Below are 18,253 nucleotides of genomic sequence, written 5' to 3'. Positions count from 1 at the left end.
GACTTGAACGGCCAGGCGGTTGGCTCGGTGACAGCCGCTCAAGCGCTACACGCGAAGCAGCAGGCTAAGCGGCAACGCGGACAAACGCGACGCACTCAGTCAAAGGTGAAAGAACCTATCCCCGCAGCCGATACCATTGCGGAAAAGACCGCGGATTAAAAATCGATTGCGCCCGGTACCGAGACGCCCAATCAGTCCGGCCACTGGCAGCGTGTGACGAAAATGATTAGGCGACTCGTGGGGAACGCTGATGTCTGGCTAGCCCATTACTACCGTTAAGGGGCCAGCTTCGGTTAAGCCTTGGGGTCAGCTTCCCCTTCCGTCACGCTGCGCTCGTCAAACTTCCTTACGATACTGGAGGGAGGTAGGGGAGACGACAGGCTACCGGCAGGTTAAACGAAATGTATGCCTACGCCCGCAGACGCTACTGGATATGCCTGATCGGCCCCGAGTATTTAGCGATCGCCTGGTCCTTGGTTACCAGAACGAAACCCTCCGTAAGTGCTTGCCCAATCAACATGCGATCGAATGGATCGTTATGGATGGGCGGAAGGGCGGCCGCGGCGATGCCATGTTGCCCGGTCATCGCCAGCTCCCGGTAGTCGGCGTCCAGCAGTGCTCTTCTGAGCACGGCTGGGTCAAACCGAAAATTGGCCTTGCCCATGGCGCTCTTAATGCCAACCTCCCAGATGCTGGCTGCGCTGAAAAACAGCTCGTTGCTTCGGTCTTCGATCAGATCAATGGCTTCGGCAGGCAGCGACGCGGGCTCGGCGCAAGCCCATAGGAGGATATGGGTGTCGAGCAACAACTTCATATCTGGAACATCGCCTCGATTTCATCCTGAAAAGGCGAATCGATGTCCTCGGGAACCACGTAAGCCCCGCTGAGCATGCCTAGCCGCGGCTTGGGCTCCTGGCTGATGGCAATTACTCTCACCATCGGCTTTCCGGCCTTTGCGATCACGAAGGGGGTGCCCTGACTGGCCTCCAGGATCAGCTGCGACAGGTGCGTCTTCGCGTCATGAATATTGACGGTCTTGAGTCCATCGCTCGGAGTGTTTTCGGCCTTCATGTTAGTCTCCAGGTTAGCTAACTTGGTTAGTCTATCTATCAGGCTCTAATTCAGCAACGGCGTAGTGCTTCGATTATTCGGCCCGAATTGTTTACAGGGCACGAGCATGTCCTAAGAGCTAGCGCTGGTCGCACGCTGCCCACGCCTGGTTGTTTGCATCATCAGGAAAGGGGGCCGAAAGCCCCCGCTGCCTCTAGAGCAGCCCCAACTCTGCGAAGGACACCCGCTACAGGACGACAGCGCGGCCCGGCAAGGCCGGGCGACGCCAACCGTTCGTCATTGGCTATCGGGCGGCTTCGAGGCCTGTTTTGCGCGAGGTTCCAAGTGGGCTGTTAGTCGAGTATCGAATTGCTGTTTTCGGACGATTCTGTTGAAAAAGTCCCGCCTCGATATTGGTCCACGAAAGAGCGTGAACGACGTTGAAATCTGGTTCGCTCAGAAGGCGGGGTTGTTTTGGTTTTTACGTAGCAACACCAAAATCGAGCGTTTTTTGAGCAGCCGAAAAGCAACTCCCTCGGAGAGCGACTTTTTCAACAGAATCGGACAGCAGCGGTCAGCCGATCCCGCTCTTCAATCGGTGCTTGCTTAACGGTTGTCGGAATCAGGTCAGCGCACTGCGCAGCTGGATTTGACCTGACAGCCAAGGGCTTCGAACAGGAGTTGTCAGGTCGAATCGTGACGGGGCGACCTCACGCCTGAATGGTTCTCGCACGAACAGGTGTTTACCGGCAACAACTTGCTGAGACGTGGGTTATGCCTGGTCAAAGAAGCTGTCCTGAACGTTGTGTTCTGCGGACGTAAAAGGTGCGCCTTCGATGTGCCAGACCGTCGGTTCTTCCGAGAAGTAGTCCTCTAGAGCGTCCATGAACACCTGATGGTCTTCACCCGCTTCGAAGTCCTTGTGGTCCGTGAGCGAGCGCCAGCGCACGATGAGGTTGAGGACCTGGGGCGTTTCGATGCCTTGCGCGAGCAGGTGGCCGCCGTAACCCGTTGCCCGCTTGAGCAACGGTTCGACCTCGGCAAATGCACGTTTGAAACGCTCGACGCGTTCCTGGTGAACGGGGAGCATTGCGATCTCGTAAATCATGGGTTATCTCCAACGTGACGTGAACGGTCCAACGGGCGCTTAAGGGTAGAGAGAGGGCTCGACGGCGATAGCGATCTTTCCGCGCAGGCCGTTGTTCGGGCTTTCGAGCAGGGCGTGGGCACTCGGGATGTCGGCGAGCGAAAAAACCGCGCCAATGTGTGCCCGCAGCTGACCGCGCTCGATCAATGCGCTCAGCTCATCGAGCTTGCCCCGGTTCTGCCGGGTGAACACGAAGTGGTAACTGGCGTTCTTGCCCCAGGCCTGAATGACGTTTTGCGGCTGGGCGATGTCCACGATGGAGACCACGCGGCCCAGTTGTGCGAGGGCGTCGGGGCTGCGCGACAGGGTGTTGCCGCCGATGGTGTCGAACACCACATTGACGCCGCGGCCATCGGTTTCGCGCAGGATGGCGTCGACGTAATCCTCTTGCTCGTAGTCGATGACCACGTCGGCACCCAGGTTCCGTGCGAACGCGAAGTTCGCTTCTCGCACGGTGGTGAACACCTTGGCGCCAATGGCTTTTGCCAGCTGGATCGCCACGTGACCGACGCCGCCAGCACCGCCGTGCACCAGGATGCTTTCGCCCACACGGAGCGCCGCACGCACGACCAGTGCTTCCCACGCGGTCCCGCCGACCAGGGTCAGGGTGGCCGCTTCGAGATGGCTCAGCGAGGCAGGCTTCTTACCGACAATGCTTTCGGCTGCCACGTGGTACTCGGCATAGCTGCCGGGGCCGTCGAAAATTTGCGGGGTGTACCAGACTTCGTCACCTGGCTCGAAGCTCGTCACACCCGGGCCTACGGCTTCGACGACACCGGAAACGTCATGCCCGGTAATGCTCGGCAGGGCCACGTAGTCGGCGTAGTCGCCACGGCGGACCTGGAAATCCAGCGGGTTGATGGAGGTGGCGTGCACACGGACCAGTACTTGTCCTGCCTGCGGTACGGGCTTGGAGATGTCACGCAGTTCGAACGATTCCGGGCCGCCAAACGCTTTCAGTATCTGTGCTTTCATGGATAAATCCTCGCTTCGGTGAAAAGGGATATAGGGAAATCCCGATATTAAGTTGCAAATAAGTGCGTAGATTTCGCTACTGTCTCATTGTGTTGCGAATTCCTTGTTTTGGTAAAAAGGGATATCGCGATTTTCCGATTTCATGAGTTAAAAGATTACAGCTCCTTGCCTATCAGCTCGGCAAGCTCACGGATGTTGGCTTCATTGCGCTTGTAGTAGGTCCACTGCCCGATACGACGAACTTCGACCAGACCCACCCGTTGCAGCGTTGCCAGGTAATCGGACACCGTCGACTGCGACAGCCCGACGCCTTCCTGAATACTGCTCACGCAAACGCCCACCGTATGGACGTCTCCTTCATCCTGTGGAGGGAAGTTCTTCGAGGGATCCTTCAAGCCGTTCAAAATCTTGAGGCGTGTCGGATTCGAGAGGGCCTTGAATGCGTCGATCAGTTCCATGGCGCAATAATATCGAGATTTACCGATATGTCAATTCAAGGTTGTTCCCCGTTCGTCGGGCATGCATTCCAGGGAGTTACCGTCTGAAGGGCAGCCAGATTTCGTCGTAACGTTCAACGACCACTGGAGTCACCTAGCTGCTCCCTTCCGGCCGTTGGCAGCCAATCATCAGGAGCCGCTTACGGCCAGACGGGGACATAGCACAACTCACAGCTCAAGCTCCATCACCTGTGCCATCAAACTGGAGCCCTCACGCAATGGCTCCAAGGCTCCAGCGGGGCGAAATCCATGAGCTCGGTATAGGCGCATTGCAGGAGAGTCTGCGGCAGTAACTGCCAAGCGAATACGGTGCACATTAGTGCTTGTGGCCCAAGCAACAGCTTCTTTGAGCAGCTCGTGCCCCACCCCAAATCCACGCGAAGAGGGATCTACCCACATCTGAAACAGCTCTGCCACTCCGGGCTCAGAAGCTGACAACTTGCACCAAACCAGGCCGCAAACCTTCTCACAGTTGAAAGCGAAAAGAACCTGGTTTGTGCCAGAGGAGATAGCGTTATTGATTCGGGCCGACCAGATATCATCCGGTCTTGTTGCCTCTATGTCGTAGGTGCTTCCGAATGCATCAGGAGAGTCACGAAGGGCTCGTAGGCGCACATCTCGGTACTCCCGCCATTCACTAGGAGTTATCGAGCGTACAGAAATCATGGCGTTTCCTTTTCTGCCTAACTGCGACCGCAGGCTAGCCTGCTTAGGGTATCGGAACAACGAGTAGATCAAGTGCCCCCAATGCCGCTCTTAGCCGATTGCAGCTCTGACGATGGGCGGCTTCTGGCCGATAGTGGACCTCCGATTGTGCGCGCGTATTTCGGGTATCGCCGTAAACCAGGCATCACAGGGCTTCGCAGACTATGTTGTCCGTTTCTCCATCGCCTGTTTGGGCATGGCTTGGCATAGATTGGCACTCCGATTGCCCCAATTTTGCGCCAGATCCTACGTGTTGACGCGCGCCACCCCCGTCAAATCTGCCCCTTCAAAAGCCCTCACTTAAACCAGTAACGTGGGTACATTGTAATACTCATAGAAATGTATTACATTGTGCCCACGCAGCCATAAAAGCAGCTGCGTGCGTCACATAAACCAGCCCTGAAGGAAGGGCACGCCTGGTGGGGCGTTTCCACCCATGACCCATACAAGGGCATGAAAATTACAGAGGTCCACAAACAATGATTACGCAAATCAGAAAGGTCGGTAACAGCGCTGGCGTTGTGATCCCTTCCGTGATGCTCAAGGAGGTGAAACTTGCGATAGGAACAGAAATTGATCTAGCCGTTAGAAACGGCGCACTAACAATTCGACCATTGGAGGATCAACGACGAGGGAAGCGAGAGATTTCGCTAGCTTGGTTGCTTGCTGATTTCCAGGACGTCGAGGAAGACTTAATCCCAGGCGCATTTGGCGCAGAGGTCCTTGACAATAATGATTCAGATTACCGAAACAACCCGCAAAACTCTTAAGCCGGGCGACATTATTCGCGTCGCCCTCGACCCTACCGTAGGGTCCGAAACGCAGAAAACAAGACCCGCTATTGTTCTCACCGAGGAGCAACTTAACTCGGTAAGCCGAACGGTTGTAGTAGTGCCGCTCACGAGCGGGACTGGCTCCATAATGCGTCTATTTCCCCAGGTCAATCCGACCCAAAACGACTGCAACGTACACGGGACTGCCATCCTCACTCAGATGCGCGGGCTCGATCCTGCTGCGCGTGGCGCAGAACTAATCGGCGCCATCACCGATCAAGCGCTTCTTGACTCGATCCGTCTTCATCTGGCGGCAATGCTTGGGATAACGCTCAATCTCCTCGATCCGATATAGATGCTGCATCGCCGACGGGCATAAGCTGAAGACGAGTCAAGTAGTTTTAGCCCAAACGGAGCGCTCATGGACTTCGCACCTTAAGCAAGGTGCGCTAAGGACATTTGTCATGGCTCGGGGACCGAGTTGCCGCTCATCCCCTTGTCTGCCCCCTCCAAAACTCTCCATGTACGGCTCTCGAAAAATTTTTCGAATCGACACACCTCGGCTGCGCGTAAAGCATTGGTCGATCTGCTCAATTTCGCTAAGTGCAAATACGCTCTGAGCTACGCCCCAGATAGCCGCGTCGAGCAACTGAGGCAAAGACTCCCGGGTCGAGCATGGAAGATGCATGGCTTGGACGCAGAGTTGTTCATCGGTTACTGACCTGAGATCGCCAGAGTCGCTCGCTGAAATATTGGCATATCTGTCGGTGCCTGGCTGGCGATAAGTTGTTCTTGGTCAGCAACAGTCCGGAGCTGTTCGGCTGACGCTCGTTCAATCTGGGGTCGGTCGACGCTTTGATCGTTAGGGTGCAGCCCTTTTGGTCAGACTCGTGTCAATAAGCCGGCCATTGTTGCGTCGGAATTGATGTCGATGGTGTGTGCGGTCAAGTTTCGTTGACTTGCCTCACTCGGGGGAATGGGCGGAACGATGAAAGATGTCTAGCTCGGCGGGGGCTGGAAGTCTTTAGGCAACGACGTTACTGAGGACGAAATTGTCGACACACCGCACGCGCCATGTTTCCCTGTGCCGTTTCACCGAGAATTCCGTAAACGACCGGCTTCGGTAGTCGGCCGTTATTGCTTACTGATAGTCGTCTACGCTGAATGCCGCGTGCTGATGGGTTGTGAAGAGGCTGGTGTCTGACAGTTACGGCATCTTGGTTCACTTTCCGGCACGTCCGAACAACGCTTCGCCTAAGAATGGCTTCGAACGATATAGCCTTTGGGTGCCGCTCACCGTGGCGTTTGATCCAGGGCATGAATCAGGAATCATGCAATGTCGAGTATCCAAGAATTTCCCGAACGGCTCAGTGAGTACGAAAGCCTGATCTCGATGAGCACAGACACGCTCGATGCCTTTCCGGGCGCCGTTTATCTGTGCGACAGCGAGGGCTGGGTCGTCAGATACAACACGGAGGCGGCTCGGCTGTGGGGAAGGGTACCCGTGCTCGGGCGTAATGGAGATCGTTTCTGCGGGTCCTATCAGCTCTTCTTGCCCGATGGAACGCCGCTCCCGGCTGACGAGTGTCCGATGGCGACGGCGCTCAAAACCGGCGTCGAAACCAGGAATGCTGACGTGGTACTCCAGCGACCAGACGGCTCGCGGCTGGTGGCTCTGGTAAATATTCGCGCGCTTAGAGATAGGCATGGGGTAATACAAGGAGCAATCAATTGTTTCCAGGACGTGACGGCGCACCATGCCATGGCGCAGGAGCTCGAAGACTTCTTCGACAACAGTGCGGTGGGGCTGCACATCGTAAGTGGTGAAGGAATCATCCAGCGTGCCAATAAGGCCGAGCTCGCCCTGTTGGGTTATACGGCAGAGGAATACGTAGGCCGCCGTATCGCGGATTTTCATGCCGATGCCCCTGTTATCAATGACATTCTTCAAAAGCTTGGCAGCGGCGAGAGCCTGGAAGCCTACCCAGCACGACTCCGTGCCAAGAATGGCACCATCAAGCATGTGCTGATCACCTCCAACGCACGTTTCGAAAACGGGAAGCTTTTCAACACCCGTTGCTTCACGATTGACGTGACTGATGTCCATGCAGCTGAAGCTGCACGGCGTGAAAGTGACGACAGGCTTGCAGCTACGTATGAGGCGGCCACGGTCGGTATCGCTGAGGCTGATTCAGACGGACGTCTCCTTCGTGTGAACGACGCCATCTGCAACATGCTGGGTCGCACGCGCGAACAGCTGCTGGCGATGAGCTTTGTCGGGTATACCCATTCGGATTTTGTAGATGAGGATGCGGCCCTCTACGCGCGGCAGGTCGAAGGCGAGATCGATAATTACGTGCTTCGAAAGCGAGCCTTCAAGCCTGATGGCGAAGTTGTCTATCTCGAAATTCACAGCTCGTCGGTAAGAGATGCTTCCGGCAACTTCCGCTACGGAGTTCGCGTGATCCAGGACGTCACCCTCGCGCATCGCATGGAGCAGCGGGTCCGGGAAAGCGAACAGCATATGCGCGATCTTCTCGAAGCGTTGCCTGCTGCGGTGTATACAACCGATGCCGAAGGCCGTATTACCTTTTACAACCGAGCCTGTGTGGAGCTGGCGGGACGGACACCTCAACTGGGCGATATGTGGTGCGTCACGTGGCGTCTGTTGAACACGGATGAATCGCCGCTTCCCCATGATCAATGTCCGATGGCATTGGCGTTGAAGGAAAACCGGCCGATACGAGGCGTCGAGGCAATTGCGGAGCGCCCTGATGGCACCCGCGTGCCCTTTATTCCGTACCCGACTCCGCTCCACGACGCCAACGGCAAGCTGGTCGGCGCGATCAACATGCTTGTGGACATTACAGAGCGTAAACAGGCGGAAGACAGGCAAAAGACCCTTATCGATGAACTCAATCACCGGGTCAAGAACACGCTTGTCACCGTGCAGTCATTGGCGGGCCAAACGGCACGTAGTGCTGACAGCGCAGACGAAGCATATCAGCGGTTCGAAGCCAGGCTGCTAGCATTGTCCAGGGCGCACGACCTCTTGACGAAACGGCATTGGGGGCACTCACCTCTGGGCTCGTTGGTACGCGAGGTGGTCGTGCCAGTGTTTGGGCTCGACGCCAACAGATTGAAGATTGACGGGCCACCGGTCGAGGTTAGTGCTCGCGTTGCGCTCAATCTCACCATGACGCTCAACGAGCTTGCAATCAACGCGTTGAAACATGGGGCCATGACGGTAGAGACAGGCATCCTTGCAATTAGCTGGACCACGCAGCCGCACGCGGATGGTGTGTTGCTTTCACTGGACTGGCGCGAGCATGACGGGCCGCAGGTATCTGAACCAAAGCGGCGGGGCCTGGGGTCGCGTCTGATGGAGCGTTGCATCGAGCGTGACTTGGATGGAAAGTTCGAGCTTATGTTCGCTTCCGAGGGTGTCGTTTGCCGCTTCTCATTAGTCATCGGAGCCTAGTAGCAGTGACACCTCTGCATGGACTCAGGGTGCTTGTCGTTGAAGATGAGGGCGCAGTCGCGATGTTGATCGAGGAAATGTTGGAAGACCTCGGATGCGTTGTTGTTGCGTCTGTTGCGCGGCTTGCCAAGGCGAGCGACGTTGCGCGCTCTATTGAGGTCGACTTAGCGGTGCTGGATGTAAACCTGGCCGGCCAGCTTGTCTTTCCTGTCGCTGAGATTTTGCGCGACCGCAATATTCCCTTTTTCTTCAGTACGGGATATGGCGCCAGCGGATTCCAGGGTGAGTTCGCTTTGCGTCCCGTACTGCACAAGCCGTTTTCGCAAAAAGAACTGGAGGCAAAGATCGTTGTTGCGCTGGCAATGACGCGTGGCGAATCTATCAAAACTAGTTCGTAGTCCAATGCTTGGACAGGGTTTGTGCTCGCGTCAAATATTTATCAAACAAATCCAATATGGATTAGAAGCGAAGAGTCCGCCCCTGGGACGGTCGCCCAGCGGTACGCTTGGAACTTGCTTAAGGTGCCTTCTTGCGAAATGTCGATCCGTTCCGCAATACCTTTATATAGGTAACAGCCATTGAAAGGAAATGCCGCCACTTCGTCGCCCTGAGCCTGGCCTTTCTCCAGGTCGAATCGTTCATGGCGTCGGTTGCCGTTCTCGTCGGGTTGCTCGTACGGAAAAACCAGACTGGGCGTGAGTCTTTGCTGGCTTTCGATCACCGATATCGCCCTGGTTTCAACAACACGAGCCACCCGTCGCCATTCTTCACGCCGGTTCCCCATGATGCCCGCCATTACTCGGCGGGCATCATAAAGGCTCCGATATCGAGCTTGGGTCATGCGAAAGTCTACCAACCCCAGCGCGCCCTTCAGACGCGACGTTAGCGTCGTTCATGTTGAATCGCTTCAGGCCGAATAGAGGCGAGTCCCCCTGATCCACGCTCGTAGCCGTAACTCGCGATTGTGGTATCGAGTCAAGCTCCGGTGCCCGCGCCAGGATGGGTTGCCAAGTTGCTTGCCACTGCAAGAGCGCTTCCTTGTTATCTTCAAAAATTAAGTCGAAGAACGCCAAAGTCAGTTCCGCAGTTGCGAGCTTCACCTTTGGGTTGAGTCGCGCGCCGCCGGTGAAAGAGCGATCGGTGAACATGCTGTGGGAGCCGCCATGAAAAACGGCAAGCAGCTTGCGTGGATGGGTAATCGCATCGAAGACCGCTAATCGATCCTCCACTCCGGAGTGAAAACCAGGTATCGCAATTACGTCATCGGTCGCTGTCACGTGCAGAGTTGGTATCGAAATGTCTCCTAATACTGCCGCCAAATCTTGTTCACCATAGAACGGCGGCGCGGAGATAACGATCGCTGCAGAGAAGCGTGAATCCAAGCGGTCAATCGTGATACCGCCTCTCACGACCTGCGCTCCGGCCGTGAGCAGTGCAGTGTTCGCGCCGTATGAGTGACCTGCCACGACTATACGTTGCCGATTCACGGCAGCTCCTCGGCTACCTGCATCGACCGAAAGCATCTGGTCGAGCGCAAAACGCACGTCAGCAGCACGGGAGATTGCCTCGGTCTCTTGAGCAGCCGCTTGCAAACGGCGGATTACTTTGTACGGATTGCCTCTCCAAAGCGCCTCATCGCTGCCGACGTGCTGGACGTGCAGACTGGCAACGCCATTGGTTGATAAATGCTTTCCAAGATAGCTGTAACCCTCCCGCGAACCGCCGATGCCATGTGAGAACACGACTAGTGGGACCGACGTTTGATGAATGGCGTGCCGTGGCCAGTACAATCGCGCGGGAACCGGTCGCGAACGAGCGTGATCCATCCAATTAAAATCCGTCACAACATAGGGGCGCTCGTTTAGTTGCTCGCTCATTGCTGAGTGAGGCGCTACCAATGCGACCAACAAAAGCAGTGCGTTTACTTGCCGACGAGTCATAGTCAATAGGCTAAAAGCTGAAGGAATCCGCTTAGAGTTCAACGCAGTCATCGCATACACCCATCAAAAAGTTATGGAGTTTTTAGTCGCAGCGTCATGGGGCCGGTCCTCTCAAGGCCGAGCTAATCCGAGTGGTTTCTCCCCCGGCAAATGCCACTTCAAATACAAGTCGGCCAGTACCCAGTGACCACAGCCGTTTGGCCAGGTTGGAAAGGGGTATCAGACGGGGTCCGGTTAGTCATGAATGCTGGTCCTGCTATCCGACTTGCATTGTTCGTTTAGCGTCGTTCGGAGCTGGAGGCCTTAAGTCGATGACTAAGCGATCAATAGCCCGGTGAAGGAAAACGAGTGCCGGTGAGCTCTTCGGTGATCGTCCATAATCTTGCGGCGAGCTCTGGGTCGCTGGCCTCAGCGGGAACGGTTGCCAGTCCAAGCGGCCCCGCAACCTCTTTCTCGCCAATCGGTCCGTAGTACGCCCCGCCTTGCGCCTCGGGTGCGGTAGCGGCATAGAGAGTGGGAATGGCTCCCTGTGCGGCGGTTGGGAGGCGGGCACGCATGGCCGACCACTGACGCCCCTGCGGGCTGTCAAGGCCGGGACCGCGCTCAACCAGCTCGGTCACCGCGACGCCGGGGTGGGCAGCCAAGCTCCGGACGCCCCAGCCTGCTGCATCGCCGCGCCGTTGCAACTCCAGCGCGAACATCAAACAGGCCAGTTTTGACTGTGCATAGGCAGTCATCGGCTCGTACGTCTGAGTGAACTGCAGATCGTTGAAGTTGATGCTGCCTAGATGGACCGCGATGCTGGACAGCGTGACGACGCGAGGAGAGTCGCTTTTACCCAGGAGCGGAAGCAATTCTGCGGTTAGGACGAAATGCCCGGCGTAGTTCGTGGCGAACTGCATCTCGAAGCCATCCGCGGACGTACTGCGGTCCGGTGGGGCCATGATTGCCGCGTTGTTAATGAGGCCGTCGAGTCGAGGCAGTGTGCTGCCAAGGCGTGCGGCGAGTGCGCGTACCGAGGACAGATCGGACAAATCGAACGATTCGAACTGCACCTTGGCGTCGGGTATGTCTTTTCTGATCTGATCGATCGCTTCTTGACCGCGCTGTGGATTGCGCGAGGCGATGATGACTCTCGCGCCCGCGGCAGCCAGCGCCTTAGCGTCCTCGAAACCCATGCCGCTGGTTCCACCGGTCACTAGGAAGATTCGCTCCTTCTGTGAGGGCATGTCGGCCAGACTCCAATCGGGCTTGGGTTGAGTCTGCGCTAGTGCAGTGTCCAGGGCAAAGGCGCAGCTCAACATTGCACTAAGAGCGGTGATGCGGCCTAGCCAACCATAACGCCGTGGGATTTTTCTCAGCTGTACGTTGATCATTATTTTTTCTCACTTGACCGTAAAAGTTCGAGCTGCGGATCAGGCGGCACACCAACGGGGAGGATCGGCCATGCGTCTTTGCCTTGTGAGGGTGGTAAAGCTATGCTGGGTGCATAACTAAATACACCGAGTGCAAACATTAGTGCACTCGGTGCTGATGTGCAATAGGCCGTTAACATGTCGAAAACTTTTTCACCCGTGAGCGCTGCGCCCACGGAAGGCTTGCGGGAACGCAAGCGTCGCGAAACCCAGCAGCGTATTGCCGAAGTCGGTCAGCGGCTGTTCCTAAGCCAGGGGTACGACAGCACAACACTGGACGCGATTGCTGCGGAGGCAGGCATCTCGCGTCGGACGTTCTTCTCGTACTTCAAGTCGAAGGACGACATCATCTTTTTCTGGGTGGAGGCCGATAGGACGAGTCTGATTGCCAGTCTGCTGAGCGTATCGCCGGACGTGCCGCCACTCGATGCGGTTCGCGACGTGATGGTGAAACATATCGCGCGCTACACAACGGAGCAGATGATCGCTCTCGACAATCTGATGTTGTCGAGTGAATCGCTGCGTACGCGCAAGCAGGCGTATTACGTGGAACAGGAGCAGTCGCTTTTCAATGCGCTTTGTGAGGTGTGGCGGCAGCCAGAGCGCCGTCAGGCGCTTCGGATGGTGGCCATGGTGTCGATAGGTGCTATGAGGCTCGCGCTTCAGGCGTGGCGGGAACAGGTCGACCAACGGAGGCCTGTGGCCGAGTTCCTGCGAGACGCATTCGAAAGCCTGAAGTCTGAACTTTGATCGCCCCGCCTGGGTAGCCCGACTGCTTCGTTTTCGCGCTAAGTAACAGGGGTGGCTACGGCTGTTGCTGCGGCTTGGGTGTGCACCTGGTCGCGGCCCAGCTCTTGAGTAGGCTGGCAGTATCTGGCGGAGGTTACGCGGGGTGATCCAAGCTCGCTCCATTGACGGGGGAGGCGCGATCAGTCGAGATCGCGATCGGACGCTGCCCATATTGGCGAGGGGAGGTGCCCATAACTCGTTTGAACGCCGTGCTGAACGCGCTTTCTGACTCGTAGCCAAGCGAGAAGGAGATGGCGGAAACGGGATCGTTGGAGTTCTCCAACTTATCTCCTGCTAAGAGCATGCGCCAGCGCGTGACGTATTCCATGGGTGAGCTTCCAATCGTTTCCCGGAATTTTTTGGCGAAAGCCGAGCGCGACATGCAGGCACATTCGGCGAGCGCCTTCAGGGTCCAGCGATACGAAGGATCGGCATGGATTGCGCTAATGGCCAGGCCTAATTGCTTGTCTGCCACCCCGAAGAGCCAGCCCGTGCGGTCCGCGCCTTTTTCATCCACATGTAGTCGAAGTGCCTGAACCAGCATCATGTGGGCGAGGTGCTGGGCGATGAGAAAGCTACCTGGTTCGGGATCGCGCAGTTCCTTCATCATTCGTTCTACGGACCAACGCAGTGCAGCTTGTTCTGTTTCGCTGTGGATATGCACGACTGGAGGAAGCATGCCCATTAGAACTGCGGCGTGCCCTCCGCTGACTCCAAACCGGCTGCCGACGAGAGAGAAATCGCCTCCTCCGTTGATCTGCACGACAGCTCCAGGGCGCGGCGGTGGAAAGTAATTGCTGGCAGGCTCTGCTGGTAACGTCATGTCACTGGCCAGGCGGAAGGGGCGTCCGCTAGGCAGGACGAAGCAGTCGCCTTTCTTCAGATGCGCGGCTATAGAAACGCCCTCGACGGCCAGCCAGCACTCACCTGAGACCACGGCATAGCATTTGATGAGTTTGTTCTGATCCGGAAACTGAATCGACCACGCCCCGCCGGCATCGACGCCTGAGGACACATAGCTGCGCGGCTTCAGCAGTGAGAGGACGTCTGAAAGCGGATCCATGGTTCTGCTCGACGATTGAAAGCGACACCGGACTTTACCGCGCAGACAGTGAAGCGGTAAGCACCTATGTTTCTGCGCGACAGATCGGGCAGCTACCAAATCGGTGTTTTGCGAGCTCGGACCACTGGCTGGACGCTCGCGAAGATGAAACGGACTTTCACGCATAGGTCATACAAGGCTGCACGCCTAATCTCCGCGGTGGCGTCGGTATGAACCGTATCCGACTGAACCTGGAGATACCTATGACTAAGAAACCAACTTCTGATCCCGATCAGATCATGCCGGATATGGAGCGGCGTCGACTCCTTGGTCGGCTGGCGCTGGGTGCAGGGGCGGGCGTGCTTGCGGGGCTCGGCGTCTCACGTGTTTCGTACGCTGAGCAGTCTTCAGCCAGCAATAGGATTGTCATCACAACACCTGCGGGAAATATCGGCCATCAAGTGCTTGAAATCATTCTTGCCAGCGGCGCTCCTATCAGAGTGATTGAACGCGAGCCTGCGCGTCTTCCTGCGACAGTGCGTGGGCGCGTCGAAGTCATACACGGCTCGCACGGTGATCCGGACATCGTGGACAAAGCGTTCAAGGATACCGATACCGTGTTCTGGTTGTGTCCTCCAGACTCACAGGCTGACAGCGTTATGGCTGCATACGTGGACTTTAGCCGCCCGGCGTGCGAGGCGATCATTAGAAACGGCGTGCGCCGAGTCGTCAGCATCTCGGCGTTGGGTAGGGGGTCGGCACTGGCGAGGAATGCTGGGTACGTCACCGCCTCGTTGGCGATGGACGATATGATCGCGGCCACTGGCGTAAACTTCCGAGCGCTGACCATGCCGTCCTTCATGGACAACATTGCCCGGCAGGCGATTCCCATCCGGGAGCAAGGTGTGTTCTTCATGCCTATCGACGGCGACCGCAAGCTCCCGACTGTCGCCAGTCGCGACATCGCAACCGTTGCCGCAGGGCTGTTACTAGACCCGACATGGAGGGGATCCAGTGAGGTGCCCGTGTTAGGTCCAGAGGATCTTTCGTTCAACGAGATGGCACGCATCATGTCCGAGGTGCTGGGCAAGCCCATACGCTATCGGCAGATCAGCTATGAGACCTACAAGGCCGGCTTTGTACAGCGCGGTATGTCGGACGCCATGGCCCAAGGTATGACTGACATGGCCAGGGCCAAGAACGAAGGGCTCGACAACAGGGTGCGCCGTACGAGTGGTAACAGTACGCCTACAACCTTCATGCAGTGGTGCGAAGAGGAATTGCGACCGCAAATCCTCGTGTAGCGGCCCGTTCGCGCCCGGCCACGATGATGTGGCCCAGCGTCTCGTCCGCTTGGCTTCAGACGTCGCTTTCAACCGATCATGCTGTCTCTCCACGAGGGTGGCCACAGCTGGGCAAAGCTTCATAAATTTGGCGAGAAGCGTCGAACGTTGGCCACATTGCTGTTCGATTTCCTGGTTAAGATCCCCGTAGGCCTTCGTGGCAAAGACCTGCTCGTGGAAACCAGAGGTCAATCCCGAAAAGCGCAGCGGAGTCCTCAATGACGACTGCCTCAAGTCTACGAGCGCTACCGAGGAAAACGCATCCAGGTGCACGTAATGCACGAGTACGCCGGGGTCGCATTGGGCGAGATGGCCGCTGCCCTGAGCCTGGTGAGGTGATGCACTACTTCAGCGATTCGAAACAGGACTTTATCAAGTGCGACTCCGAGGGGCGCGTAGAGGTCCCGAAACTCGCCACCAACTGGACGCCAGCCTCGGCACGCACCCGTACGCGCAGCACTCCCCCAACTTTAGCCGGCGATCCGCTTACGCTGGTCCCCAATGAGGACCGGAATCTCATTCAAACAGCCGCGGCCAAACCCCTTGGCCGTACGGCGAAAACCTCCAAGCTCCCGCTCGAAGTCGAGCAATACGAGGTCGCCGGCATTCTGGTCAGGCAATCAGCGCACTGCAAGGAGCAGAATCGGGCCTGGCATAAGTGCGAGTGTTGGGGGATGGTCGTGGCGAGCGTTGTGGGATACGGCCCGACCCAGGTCAAACCTATATCGAGTCTGCGGCCGAACGCTGCGCTTACGGCTTCGTTGCGCAGTAACGTGTACTGAAGGGCGTTTTGGTTCTAGCTATGACGGCAGTAACGCAGCCTGCGTTTGGAGCAATAAAATCAAAAAAGCCCGGCCAGGCCGGGCTTCGCTAAGGCATCCTTACATGTTACATGCCCAGTGCGTTTGGAAGTGCCAACGACAACGCCGGGATATAAGTGATAAGCACCAGGAAGCTGATGAGCAGCATCAGCCATGGCATGGCTGCGCGAACCACTTGCGGCACTGACATGCCCGTCACCGCTGAGGTGACGAACAGGTTCAGGCCAACCGGCGGCGTGATCAGTCCGATCTCCATATTCACGACCATGATGATACCCAGGTGGATCGGATCGATCCCCAGCTCCACGGCGATTGGGAACAGGATCGGCGCCAGGATCAGGATGATTGCAGAAGGTTCCATGAAGGCACCCGCTACCAACAACACGATGTTCACCACTAGCAGGAACATCCAGGGCTGTAGTCCCGCCTCAAGCACCATTGCAGTGATCTGCTGCGGAATTTGCTCGGTCGTCAGCACATGCGCGAACAGCATGGCGTTGGCGATGATGAACATGAGCATGATCGAAAGCTTGCCGGACTCGAGAACGACCTTCGGACAGTCGCGCAGTGTGATGTCCTTGTAGACAAACACTGCGACGAAAGCTGAATAGATCGCGGCGACCGCCGCGGCTTCGGTCGGCGTGAACATGCCCGAATAAATGCCGCCCAGGATCACTACCATCAACAGCAAGCCCCAGATAGCTTTGCGAGCAGCCGAGAGCCATTCCTTGAACGTAGCGCGTGGCAGGGCCGGCAGTTTCTTTTTGACAGCGATGATGTAGATGGCGGCCATCAGCACCACGCCAAGCATGATTCCGGGTACCACACCGGCCATGAATAGCTTGCCGACCGAAGTCTCGGTGGCAGCGGCGTAAACGACCATCACGACCGAGGGCGGTATAAGAATTCCCAGTGTACCGGCATTGCAGACGATGCCTGCGCCAAAGGCTTGGGGGTAGCCGGATCTCACCATGCCTGCAATTGCAATCGATCCTACGGCCGCCACGGTAGCCGGACTTGATCCAGACAGCGCAGCGAACAGCATGCACGCCAGAACCGCACCAATGGCCAATCCTCCACGGATGTGGCCGACGCACGCGTTGGCGAAATCAATCAGTCGGCGGGCGACGCCGCCGGTTGTCATGAACGCGCCGGCGAGCAGGAAGAATGGAATGGCCAGCAGGGTGTAGTGCTCGGACGTCTCGAACAGCTTGATTGCCAGGGATGTTACCGAGTCAGGACTGAACAGCATGATTGTGAGCGAGCCAGCCAGCCCCAATGAGATTGCGACCGGCACACCGATAAACATGAGTGCGAAGAGCGCGACGAAGAGGAAAAGTATGGTCATTTACTTCGACTCCTCTGCGCCCAGCTTCACCGCTTCGGCGGCCTCATCTGCCAGGCCGAGCCCGGTTTGCTCGTTACGCAGAAGGCGTACGAAGATCTCGGCGAAACGGATGAACACGAGGGAAAAGCCGACCGGAACGATCATACCGATGTGCCATTGCTTAACGCCGAAATGTCCAAGGTCCTCGGCCCCGATGTTGGCGTTCAGCAACGCCGATATCCAGCTGAAGCTCGCCGAGGCCAGCAGACCGGCATAGCCAAGGCAAAACAGGCACGCGAGGACACCGATATAGCGCTGGACATGGCGCGGGGCGAGTTTGACCAGAGCGTCGACCCCAATGTGGCCGGCGGTGCGTACGCCATAAGCCAGGCCAAAGAAGATCAACCACGCAAATAGCGCTTTGGTCAGGGCGGTACTCCAGGTCATCGACTGGGCCAACCCGATGGTGAAGTCGCCCATGGCGAAGAACAGGTTTTCAACAGACGAGAAGCGGTCTCCCAAGTTGTAAAACAAGGTGTACAGGTTATTGAGGATGACGTAGACAAAGGTGACTAGCGTCATGGCAGCAAGCAGGAGGGCAATGAAGCCCTCTTCAAAGTGATCCCAAGCGCGCCTGAGGGCGTTCATGGATGTCTCTCCAGTAGTACCAGCATTGTTATATGGCACTTGAGGCGTGCCGTTGATTAGCCGCGGCAGGCGTGAATAGGGATGCTCATAGCGGCTGCCGTGAGCGGCGTACTCAATGACCTGTCGGGAATCTGGAGAGCAAGGCATATGCCAGAAGACCACATGTAATGCTGCGATGGCGGAAACGAAATCGCCTGAATGAGGCGCCACGCGTCAATCCTGGGTCAGGCAGTAAAGTGTTCGTTTTGGCCGTGACGCGAATGAGAAACCCCAACAAAAAGGCAGGGCATCCTGGGCAGC

At 57.0% G+C, this 18,253-nt stretch carries 18 protein-coding genes and 1 pseudogene; 7 read left to right on the top strand and 12 right to left on the bottom strand.

Going from position 1 to position 18,253, the window contains the following annotated elements:
- A pseudogene (locus MCB86_RS02375) lies at positions 1–159 on the top strand (ProQ/FinO family protein); the annotation flags it as partial.
- A 265-nt stretch (positions 160–424) separates the two neighbouring features.
- Here MCB86_RS02375 and MCB86_RS02370 read toward each other — a convergent pair.
- Together MCB86_RS02370 and MCB86_RS02365 are read right to left on the bottom strand one after the other, a co-directional pair.
- Positions 425–814, bottom strand: coding sequence for a type II toxin-antitoxin system VapC family toxin (locus tag MCB86_RS02370; protein ID WP_239609543.1), 390 nt, complete (start codon positions 812–814; stop codon positions 425–427).
- On the bottom strand, positions 811–1,071 hold the full coding sequence (locus MCB86_RS02365; protein ID WP_239609541.1) for a type II toxin-antitoxin system prevent-host-death family antitoxin: 261 nt from the start codon (positions 1,069–1,071) through the stop codon (positions 811–813). Before MCB86_RS02365 ends, MCB86_RS02370 begins: the two co-directional genes overlap by 4 nt.
- 409 nt (positions 1,072–1,480) lie before the next feature.
- Between MCB86_RS02365 and MCB86_RS02360 the strand changes: the two genes are divergently transcribed.
- On the top strand, positions 1,481–1,660 hold the full coding sequence (locus tag MCB86_RS02360) for a hypothetical protein (RefSeq protein WP_239609539.1): 180 nt from the start codon (positions 1,481–1,483) through the stop codon (positions 1,658–1,660).
- A gap of 162 nt (positions 1,661–1,822) precedes the next feature.
- Here MCB86_RS02360 and MCB86_RS02355 read toward each other — a convergent pair whose 3' ends face one another.
- The 4 genes from MCB86_RS02355 to MCB86_RS02340 all read right to left on the bottom strand — a co-directional run bounded on the left by MCB86_RS02355 (position 1,823) and on the right by MCB86_RS02340 (position 4,335).
- Positions 1,823–2,158, bottom strand: coding sequence for an antibiotic biosynthesis monooxygenase (locus tag MCB86_RS02355; protein ID WP_239609536.1), 336 nt, complete (start codon positions 2,156–2,158; stop codon positions 1,823–1,825).
- Positions 2,159–2,197: 39 nt separating this feature from the next.
- Complete coding sequence (locus tag MCB86_RS02350) at positions 2,198–3,172, bottom strand: zinc-dependent alcohol dehydrogenase family protein (RefSeq protein WP_239609534.1); 975 nt, start codon at positions 3,170–3,172, stop codon at positions 2,198–2,200.
- 155 nt (positions 3,173–3,327) lie between these two features.
- Positions 3,328–3,630 carry a metalloregulator ArsR/SmtB family transcription factor gene (locus tag MCB86_RS02345; RefSeq protein ID WP_239609532.1) on the bottom strand — a complete coding sequence of 101 codons (303 nt, stop codon included), beginning with the start codon at positions 3,628–3,630 and terminating at the stop codon, positions 3,328–3,330.
- Between the two features lie 207 nt (positions 3,631–3,837).
- Positions 3,838–4,335: a GNAT family N-acetyltransferase gene (locus MCB86_RS02340; protein ID WP_239609530.1), complete on the bottom strand. Its 498-nt coding sequence runs from the start codon at positions 4,333–4,335 to the stop codon at positions 3,838–3,840.
- Between the two features lie 771 nt (positions 4,336–5,106).
- On the opposite strand from MCB86_RS02340, the gene MCB86_RS02335 reads away from it, so the two are divergent.
- From MCB86_RS02335 to MCB86_RS02325, 3 genes are all read left to right on the top strand, one after another.
- Positions 5,107–5,502 (top strand): type II toxin-antitoxin system PemK/MazF family toxin, encoded by a 396-nt coding sequence (locus tag MCB86_RS02335; protein ID WP_239609528.1) that lies wholly within the window; start codon positions 5,107–5,109, stop codon positions 5,500–5,502.
- Between the two features lie 981 nt (positions 5,503–6,483).
- A complete protein-coding gene (locus MCB86_RS02330; RefSeq protein WP_239609527.1) occupies positions 6,484–8,628 on the top strand; it encodes a PAS domain S-box protein in 2,145 nt (714 codons plus the stop codon).
- 29 nt (positions 8,629–8,657) lie between these two features.
- Complete coding sequence (locus tag MCB86_RS02325; protein WP_239609525.1) at positions 8,658–9,026, top strand: response regulator; 369 nt, start codon at positions 8,658–8,660, stop codon at positions 9,024–9,026.
- Between the two features lie 41 nt (positions 9,027–9,067).
- Here MCB86_RS02325 and MCB86_RS02320 read toward each other — a convergent pair whose 3' ends face one another.
- The 3 genes from MCB86_RS02320 to MCB86_RS02310 form a co-directional block, all read right to left on the bottom strand.
- Positions 9,068–9,469 carry a hypothetical protein gene (locus MCB86_RS02320; RefSeq protein ID WP_239609523.1) on the bottom strand — a complete coding sequence of 134 codons (402 nt, stop codon included), beginning with the start codon at positions 9,467–9,469 and terminating at the stop codon, positions 9,068–9,070.
- Positions 9,438–10,619, bottom strand: coding sequence for an acetylhydrolase (locus MCB86_RS02315; protein WP_239609521.1), 1,182 nt, complete (start codon positions 10,617–10,619; stop codon positions 9,438–9,440). Before MCB86_RS02315 ends, MCB86_RS02320 begins: the two co-directional genes overlap by 32 nt.
- 272 nt (positions 10,620–10,891) lie before the next feature.
- Positions 10,892–11,872, bottom strand: coding sequence for an SDR family oxidoreductase (locus MCB86_RS02310; protein WP_239609549.1), 981 nt, complete (start codon positions 11,870–11,872; stop codon positions 10,892–10,894).
- A 249-nt stretch (positions 11,873–12,121) separates the two neighbouring features.
- On the opposite strand from MCB86_RS02310, the gene MCB86_RS02305 reads away from it, so the two are divergent.
- Positions 12,122–12,733, top strand: coding sequence for a TetR/AcrR family transcriptional regulator (locus MCB86_RS02305; protein WP_239609519.1), 612 nt, complete (start codon positions 12,122–12,124; stop codon positions 12,731–12,733).
- A gap of 133 nt (positions 12,734–12,866) precedes the next feature.
- Here MCB86_RS02305 and MCB86_RS02300 read toward each other — a convergent pair whose 3' ends face one another.
- Entirely contained in the window at positions 12,867–13,835 is a 969-nt protein-coding gene (locus MCB86_RS02300) for an AraC family transcriptional regulator (RefSeq protein ID WP_239609517.1), read from the bottom strand.
- A gap of 242 nt (positions 13,836–14,077) precedes the next feature.
- Here MCB86_RS02300 and MCB86_RS02295 point away from each other — a divergent pair, with 242 nt between their 5' ends.
- Positions 14,078–15,118 carry an NAD(P)H-binding protein gene (locus tag MCB86_RS02295; protein WP_239609515.1) on the top strand — a complete coding sequence of 347 codons (1,041 nt, stop codon included), beginning with the start codon at positions 14,078–14,080 and terminating at the stop codon, positions 15,116–15,118.
- 927 nt (positions 15,119–16,045) lie between these two features.
- Here MCB86_RS02295 and dctM read toward each other — a convergent pair.
- Both dctM and MCB86_RS02285 read right to left on the bottom strand, forming a co-directional pair.
- Positions 16,046–17,326, bottom strand: a complete 1,281-nt coding sequence (gene dctM, locus MCB86_RS02290; RefSeq protein ID WP_239609513.1) for a C4-dicarboxylate TRAP transporter large permease protein DctM — start codon at positions 17,324–17,326, stop codon at positions 16,046–16,048.
- Positions 17,327–17,953, bottom strand: a complete 627-nt coding sequence (locus MCB86_RS02285) for a TRAP transporter small permease (RefSeq protein WP_239609511.1) — start codon at positions 17,951–17,953, stop codon at positions 17,327–17,329.
- Positions 17,954–18,253: the final 300 nt, after the last annotated feature.

The organism is Pseudomonas sp. KSR10, from assembly GCF_022355455.1.
Taxonomy (GTDB): Bacteria; Pseudomonadota; Gammaproteobacteria; order Pseudomonadales; family Pseudomonadaceae; genus Stutzerimonas; species Stutzerimonas stutzeri_E.
This window is presented reverse-complemented; position numbering and strand designations above follow the sequence as displayed.

Excerpts from the sequence above, each read along its gene's own strand:
- MCB86_RS02370 (WP_239609543.1), bottom strand. The coding sequence starts at position 814 with ATGAAGTTGTTGCTCGACACCCATATCCTCCTATGGGCTTGCGCCGAG.
- MCB86_RS02365 (WP_239609541.1), bottom strand. The coding sequence starts at position 1,071 with ATGAAGGCCGAAAACACTCCGAGCGATGGACTCAAGACCGTCAATATT.
- MCB86_RS02355 (WP_239609536.1), bottom strand. The coding sequence starts at position 2,158 with ATGATTTACGAGATCGCAATGCTCCCCGTTCACCAGGAACGCGTCGAG.
- MCB86_RS02350 (WP_239609534.1), bottom strand. The coding sequence starts at position 3,172 with ATGAAAGCACAGATACTGAAAGCGTTTGGCGGCCCGGAATCGTTCGAA.
- MCB86_RS02345 (WP_239609532.1), bottom strand. The coding sequence starts at position 3,630 with ATGGAACTGATCGACGCATTCAAGGCCCTCTCGAATCCGACACGCCTC.
- MCB86_RS02340 (WP_239609530.1), bottom strand. The coding sequence starts at position 4,335 with ATGATTTCTGTACGCTCGATAACTCCTAGTGAATGGCGGGAGTACCGA.
- MCB86_RS02335 (WP_239609528.1), top strand. The coding sequence starts at position 5,107 with ATGATTCAGATTACCGAAACAACCCGCAAAACTCTTAAGCCGGGCGAC.
- MCB86_RS02330 (WP_239609527.1), top strand. The coding sequence starts at position 6,484 with ATGTCGAGTATCCAAGAATTTCCCGAACGGCTCAGTGAGTACGAAAGC.
- MCB86_RS02320 (WP_239609523.1), bottom strand. The coding sequence starts at position 9,469 with ATGACCCAAGCTCGATATCGGAGCCTTTATGATGCCCGCCGAGTAATG.
- MCB86_RS02315 (WP_239609521.1), bottom strand. The coding sequence starts at position 10,619 with ATGACTGCGTTGAACTCTAAGCGGATTCCTTCAGCTTTTAGCCTATTG.
- MCB86_RS02310 (WP_239609549.1), bottom strand. The coding sequence starts at position 11,872 with ATGTTGAGCTGCGCCTTTGCCCTGGACACTGCACTAGCGCAGACTCAA.
- MCB86_RS02305 (WP_239609519.1), top strand. The coding sequence starts at position 12,122 with ATGTCGAAAACTTTTTCACCCGTGAGCGCTGCGCCCACGGAAGGCTTG.
- MCB86_RS02300 (WP_239609517.1), bottom strand. The coding sequence starts at position 13,835 with ATGGATCCGCTTTCAGACGTCCTCTCACTGCTGAAGCCGCGCAGCTAT.
- MCB86_RS02295 (WP_239609515.1), top strand. The coding sequence starts at position 14,078 with ATGACTAAGAAACCAACTTCTGATCCCGATCAGATCATGCCGGATATG.
- dctM (WP_239609513.1), bottom strand. The coding sequence starts at position 17,326 with ATGACCATACTTTTCCTCTTCGTCGCGCTCTTCGCACTCATGTTTATC.
- MCB86_RS02285 (WP_239609511.1), bottom strand. The coding sequence starts at position 17,953 with ATGAACGCCCTCAGGCGCGCTTGGGATCACTTTGAAGAGGGCTTCATT.